The organism is Endozoicomonas atrinae, from assembly GCF_001647025.1.
Lineage (GTDB): Bacteria > Pseudomonadota > Gammaproteobacteria > Pseudomonadales > Endozoicomonadaceae > Endozoicomonas > Endozoicomonas atrinae.
In genome coordinates, this window is sequence record NZ_LUKQ02000285.1 from 1 (window position 1) to 6,393 (window position 6,393).

Consider the following 6,393-nt stretch of genomic DNA (forward strand, 5'->3'; position numbering starts at 1 on the left):
CGCCAGCGATACGCACCAACCCATCCGGCGAGGCGTAAAGTGCCATATCCCCCATATCCACCATGCTGCGTTTGCTGATGCAAGCGTGTGCCGTATCCAGCCGTTCCAGGGTCATGGCACTGGGTTCCGTACCAAAGGCCACATAGGGATAACCGTCCGTGACGATGATCACACTGTTGGCGGCTACCGCCAGTGACTGGATGTCATACTCCACCGCCAGCCGGTAAGCCGCGGGCCATGCGTACAAGTGATAGGGTTCGCTGAACATCAGCTCCTTGCCGGAGAATCCAACGGCAACACCACCGGGCAGTACCACCATGCCTTGCAGGTTGTTGGGAGGCGCGATCCAGCCGATGGTTTTCAGGATGCCGCCCCGCTGATCCCAGGGGGTTTGATCCACCACGCTGGTGACGCCCACCGGGGTATCGGTGGCTACGGTGCCGCTATTCCCTTGTAAAGAGTTGATCTGGGTGCAGAGCTGATACACGCCCACCTGCGTACTGGTGTAAACCCGGAAGTGGGTAATGTTCATGTCAACCGCACCCGGCCCTGAAGCCAGTGTCAGGTTGACAGTCTCACCGGGCAGTACGCTGATCGCACCAGAGGGCAATGACGGCGGCCCTTCCCGTCCGTTCTCATCCACCCAAGTGTAGGTATAGAAGCGAGTTTCGGCGTCCACTGCCTGAGCATCCTCCAGTGGTGTACCACTGAGGGTCACCACGGGTGCCACGTCCGGCTCCGGCATACCGAGCTGATGGTCATTGACCGGGTAGTCACTGCCACCACTGAGGGCAAGGCCGTTATCGGTGTAGCGGGGACCTTTGACCGTGCCGGTGTAATAGACCCGGTTATTGGGATCATCAGCCACCGGAGAACGGATCACATCCACGTCTTCAGTCCAGTCAAACCAGTACCGGTTGCCTTCGTTGCGATAGAGGTAGATGGACTGCGGCGTTGCGTTCAGTGCCTGCTCATCGGCGGGTTGATAGTAGGCTCGCAGACTGCCGTTGGTTAAACGACAATCAACGGCGGCTTCAGCCTGGGTGTCTTCCAGCAGGTGGCTGTCCAGCCAGGGGACTTCGCCGGTAAAGGAGGTGATATCGAGTTTCATGGCGGGTTATTTTTTCAGGCCGTACACCGAAACCGTGCCCACCAGTTTGTTCTGGTTCATGGCTTCCGCGTAGAACTTGATGCCCGTGATCGAGCCACTCACCGGTGCCGACAGGGTTGCCGTGATGTACTGGTCACCGTTGCCACTGTCCAGATGCGCAGTGAAGGAGCCTTTACCATTCGGGTTCACGGAGATCGTCATCGTCCCCGACAGAAAGACCGACTCCATCTCACCATTCACTAGGGAATAACCAGAGTATTGGCCACCCGACAGCGTATACCCGTCACTCTTGATCACCGAGGTATTGGCCCAGCCGTACCCCGTTACCCAGGAGCCATCGGACTGCTTAAAGGCCATGCCCAGTTTTTTCTCCCGGTAGTCACCGTTGTCATCAATCCCGAGGTTATTAATGACCAGCTGATACCCGCCATAAAGCGCATCATCAAAACCGATGTCCAGCACCATTTCTGAAACACCCGACTGGGATACCGTACTGAGCAGTTTCATATCGTCTTCCTCTGCGTTATTGCCCTGGCTCTCCAATGCCTCTATCCGTGCGGTCAGGTCGGTAATAATGTCCTGAAGGCTCTCTACTGAAGCAATGGTGTGAATATGATCCGGTGGCACGGTTAATGAGGTCACCACCCCACCCACCAGCGCGAACAGCTTGCCATCGGCGGTATTGATCGCCACCTCCCCCGACGCCAGATCGGACGACAGCGGGACCTTGCCGGGTGTCGCTGAGCTTTTCAGTTTGATGGTGTTGGACACAGGCCCATTCCTTTTGTTGCTGCCGGATCAGAAGGTGCCGCCATCCAGCACCACACCGTTCACCGAACCACCGGTAATGGTGACACTGGCCGCAGACTGAAGCGCCATGCTGTCAAGCCCCAGGTTACTCCGGGCAGTGGCGGCGTTGGTCAGATCCGCCAGGTTGGAGGACTTGGCTAGTTTGGTGCCGATCTGGGTGGTCAGGTTGCTGATGGTGTCGGGGTCATCCCCCAGTGCCGCCGCCAGCTCATTCAGGGTATCCAGCGCTGCCGGGGCTCCGGCCACAATGGCATCCACACCCAGCTGAACCCGGGCATCCACCTGCGCCTCATTCAATCCGCCGGAACCGGTAGCGGTCAGCACACCGCTGCCATCAATGGCCAGACCAGTACCCACCTTGATACCACCGAGGGTCGCTCCCGAGGCCGTGGGCAGACTGTAGTTATTGGCGTTATCGTCGATCCCGGCCAGTTTGGTGACCACCGTTTCACCGCCAACGGCGGTCACGGAGCCATCGGTTTCACCGATAAACAGATACCCGGAGGCTTCCGAGTAGGCCAGCTCCCCTTCCGCCAGGCTGGCCGGGGTGTTGGTAATGGCACTGCGTTTGATCTGAATGGTGTTCGCCATGGTTGACGCTCCTGTCTATCTATGACGGTTCAGGGGAAAAAGCGGTCAGAAATAACCGCCATTAACATTGGCAGCAGGGCTCTGGTTCACCAGGTCTGCCACCGAGTCATGCAATACCTCCATCTCGTTTTTCATGGCGGTCAGTTGCAACTTGTCGGCCTCATGGGCATCGTGCCAGCGTTGGATATCGCCATGGTGCTGGGTGATGTCGCTGTTCAGCTGCCGGTTTTCCGTGGTCATCGCCCACAGCGAGCTGGACAGGGCATCAGCACGCCCCACTGCCTCTTCGATCTGTGGCAACCCCGTGGCCAGGGCTTCCTCGATCGCCTGTCGGTCTTCGGCAATGCTCTGCTGCTGGGCAGCCACCACGGCCACGCCGTTACCAAGGGTGGCAACCACCGTCGTCTCGTTGGCCATCGCGGGCTCCTATCTCAATGCGTGGGTGACGCCTGCCTGAACAGCAACCGTTCCGATGGCCACCGTCGACACCGCCTGACCATCGGGCGTGGTGACCTGGACATCAAACTCGTAACGGTAGGGGGTCAGCTCATTGGTCTCTTCCGGTGCCAGGTACATCACCGCCGACGTGCCGGATACCGCCATCCGTTTTTGCAGCACGGCTTCGTCATCCGGCTGCATCCGGTGAAACTTCAGAGTGAAGATCAGCGTCCATCCGGTCAGGTCCAGCGACGTCCCATCCTCACCACTGAACGACACCGGCACGGAATAGCTGTCACCCCGGATAAAGGCAGGCAGGGTGGTGGAAGCAGGAATGGCCATCAGACAAACCGCCTGCGGGTCACCGACTGCTCACCACCACTGACGCCCACCAGTCCACGGATGCGTTTTTTATTCAGCTCCCGTTCGTACTTCTGCCGGTTCACCTCACCAAGCTGCGGGTTTGTCCACGGCTCATCGGGCATCATCTTCAAATCCGCCAGTACGCCCCAGCAGGCGAACTCAAGGGTCAGGTTGCCCACCTCGTCCGGTACTTCTGTGGCAGCAAACGAAGGCATCAATGTCAGCTCAATATCGTGCATGACATTCTTGTCAGGGATCGGAGCAACGCTCAGGGCAGCGGTTTCAAAATGGCGGTAGTAATAAGGGGTACCGGAAGCGAGGTAAGGCGGCAGCAGGTCACGGCTTTCCAGTCGGGTGCCGTCTTCCCGCAGGAGATTCTGCACCGTGGCTATCTCGCTGCCAGTGGGTGCAGTCAGGGGGTAGTCCTTAATGCCCTTCACCATAAACAGCTTGTCACTGTGCCGCCAGATATTGGCCCGGTGGCAAATGTCCCGCAGGGTAATGATCAGGTAATTGCGGATCACCTGATCCGGGCAGCCCTTGGCATACGGGCGTATACGGGAAAGGTAGGCGTCCAGTTCCATGGTCTATGCTGTCCTTGGGAAAAAGGTCTTATGCCCTCGACACAATTGAGGAAAGTACAAAAGTTATAACAATTCCATTTGGAAATATTGTGGTCATTATTACGGCCTGCCTTTCTGGCCTATATATCGCTTAGCTTGGCTTTTGCATTGTCAATATCGATTAGTAGTGCATCAAGTTTTTCTAAACGCTTTTGATCCAACAATGTCTTCAAATTATCTTTTTGTATAAGGCTGACAGCTTCCTTCAATACTTTAAAAACATCTGCTACTTTGTCTTTGACAACATCTGGTGAAATAACGACGTCATTATCCAAGTCTTCATCAATTCTGTGTAGTTTTTTTAGGTCAGTAACTTTGTTAGCTAACTGCCTGACGTTAAATTGTTGTTCAGTACTTTGATTTTCCCGCTCTTGCAAAAACACTAATAATCCTTCGGTTTTTTGCTCTGCCTTCACCAGATCGGTTGCGAGAGCTTTAATTTTCGCTATTTTTAATTCGTTTTGCTCTGACAGATCCGACGAAGGTACGGAAGTAACTGTGCTTACAGTTGGTTCTGACATACTACCAACTGAACGTTCACTGACACGTGTTTCATGAGGTACTGCGCTTTGGCTCTCAGGTTTAGATGCCCCAAAAAGATACGTTTTAACAGAAGAAAGTACTGAAACTGTCCGATTAAAAGCCCATCGAAATGGGTAAGTGACACAATCAAACACTGCTTTACAAGCGCTGCCTATGGATGAGGCGATACCTGATATAGAACTCATTGCTATCTCCATCTACTTTAAAATAATTTCTATTTCCAAACAGACACAGAATTGAAACAAAAGTTCAATTTTTAGTTATCTCCCTCTTGATTCAGTACTACCCCTCCACCTTGCCCTGTAGCATCTGCCGGAAAAGCTGATCTACATTCCACTTCAGCCCCAGGTCATTGGCAAACATGGCCAGATAACTCTGCGCCTGCTGCATATTGGCCTCTGTCTCCATATCCATGCTGAATGCCCTGAACAGCATGTAGTTGATCACCGGGTTGATCCACAGTTCATCCAGACTGAATAACTGGGTATCCGTGTCAAAATCGGTAATGGCTATTCGTGCGGGTGCCTGGCTGACCAGCAGATTAAGCGGGTGATCCGCCGGGGGCACAGGGTACACATAAAACACGGACGGACTTTTCTGGTCGTAGACAAACTGTTCCACATCCGTACCGGTGGCTGTCGTCCAGTTGGGCAACAGACTGTCGAGGCTGCTGCGGGTGGTGGCGATCACTGTTCTGCCTGTGGATGGGTTATCCACAATATCCAGCAACCGGTAAGTGCCAGGCGGCAGCGACTGCGCCGCCTGAGGCTGACAGGTAAAGGCCAGTAACTGCGAGTTCACATCAGGCCGGTTCTGCACCACCGCCAGTATCGCCTCGTTATAGGCATCCAGCAGGTTGGCATTGGTCCAGCGGGAAACGGCAGCGTTGTCCTGAAGCAGGTCGCGAACCCGCTGGATGATCTCGGTAACCTTCATCACCTACAGCCGGTTACCCTGTTGATCACAGAACTCCAGATCCACGCCTACTCGTTTCTTCAGCCTCGGGTTATAGATAAAGACGCTGTGGTTGTTCTTGTTCAGTACAAACCGCAATGGCTTCCGATGGCGTAGTTGCGATGCTGGCGCTGTCTGAACCGACGGGGCGGACACCTCAGTCACCTCCGGCGCTTCCAATTCTTCCTGCTCTTCCGGTTGTTCCAGTGGTTCGCCACCGTTCATCAGCTGACGTATTTCGTTTTTTAACTCATCCAGCTTCTTGCGCTTGTCCAGCTCCACGTTAAACATCTGCCGGGCAAACGATTCCAGTTCATCTTTGCTGCGGCAGGTTTCCAGGTTAAATGCCATTTTTTCAGCTCCTCTGAAAAACGCTTCCCGCTACCTGCCGCCCGCACCCCGCAAAAGCACCACAAATGGAGTCTTGTACGGGAAGCGGGCAGCGGGCGGCGGGCAGCGATAAAAGTTAAGAACGCTTCGCTGCCAGCAGAACACCCGCATCCGGCTTCAGCACCTTATAGCCATACACCTGCAGGCCACGGTGTCCCATGCCGAAGTGCTTCTCCAGCGTCAGCGATTCATGCTTGATAAACTGCGACGCAAACCCGGCGAAATCTTTCACACCCGCCAGGCACTGAGTCACTCCCGACGCAGTGGCCAGATTATTACTGCAATACAGCGTGAACCGGTCGATGATCCCGAGTCGGCCATTACGCATGATGGAGGTACCATCACCAGCCAGAGAGGCATCTTTCAGCTCGGACTTCTTGATCATCCCGCACACCCAGGGTGGCAGTACCAGCCAGCGGTTGGACTCGGGGATGTTTTTCTCATCCAGCAGCGTGCCCATATCGACGATGTAATCCAGCACATTGGTCTTATCCACCACCACACCGGTACCACCGCCGTCGATCTTGTTGTCCGGATGCACATCGGTGTAGATATTCCCCAGTACATCGC

10 protein-coding genes are annotated in these 6,393 nt (G+C 54.9%); all 10 read right to left on the minus strand.

From position 1 onward, the window contains the following. The coding region (locus tag AK963_RS24220; RefSeq protein ID WP_066017964.1) for a hypothetical protein at window positions 1–1,111 on the minus strand (1,111 nt) is incomplete at its 3' end. A gap of 6 nt (window positions 1,112–1,117) precedes the next feature. After that, a complete protein-coding gene (locus AK963_RS24225; protein WP_066017965.1) occupies window positions 1,118–1,882 on the minus strand; it encodes a hypothetical protein in 765 nt (254 codons plus the stop codon). A 27-nt stretch (window positions 1,883–1,909) separates the two neighbouring features. Further along, the gene (locus AK963_RS24230; protein WP_066017966.1) at window positions 1,910–2,512 is read right to left on the minus strand and encodes a hypothetical protein; all 603 of its coding nucleotides are present in this window, start codon (window positions 2,510–2,512) and stop codon (window positions 1,910–1,912) included. 45 nt (window positions 2,513–2,557) lie between these two features. Beyond that, a complete protein-coding gene (locus tag AK963_RS24235) occupies window positions 2,558–2,911 on the minus strand; it encodes a hypothetical protein (protein WP_238593836.1) in 354 nt (117 codons plus the stop codon). Window positions 2,912–2,938: 27 nt separating this feature from the next. After that, a complete protein-coding gene (locus AK963_RS24240; RefSeq protein ID WP_066017968.1) occupies window positions 2,939–3,292 on the minus strand; it encodes a hypothetical protein in 354 nt (117 codons plus the stop codon). Further along, window positions 3,292–3,897: a hypothetical protein gene (locus AK963_RS24245; RefSeq protein WP_066017969.1), complete on the minus strand. Its 606-nt coding sequence runs from the start codon at window positions 3,895–3,897 to the stop codon at window positions 3,292–3,294. The genes AK963_RS24240 and AK963_RS24245 overlap by 1 nt, the downstream gene beginning before the upstream one ends. 119 nt (window positions 3,898–4,016) lie before the next feature. Next, a complete protein-coding gene (locus AK963_RS24250; RefSeq protein ID WP_139117627.1) occupies window positions 4,017–4,664 on the minus strand; it encodes a hypothetical protein in 648 nt (215 codons plus the stop codon). Window positions 4,665–4,761: 97 nt separating this feature from the next. Then, window positions 4,762–5,415, minus strand: a complete 654-nt coding sequence (locus AK963_RS24255) for a phage adaptor protein (protein WP_066017971.1) — start codon at window positions 5,413–5,415, stop codon at window positions 4,762–4,764. Between the two features lie 3 nt (window positions 5,416–5,418). After that, window positions 5,419–5,784 (minus strand): hypothetical protein, encoded by a 366-nt coding sequence (locus tag AK963_RS24260; RefSeq protein WP_066017972.1) that lies wholly within the window; start codon window positions 5,782–5,784, stop codon window positions 5,419–5,421. A 115-nt stretch (window positions 5,785–5,899) separates the two neighbouring features. After that, window positions 5,900–6,393, minus strand: a 494-nt coding sequence (locus AK963_RS33545) for a hypothetical protein (protein WP_476588286.1), incomplete at its 5' end; no start/stop codon positions are given.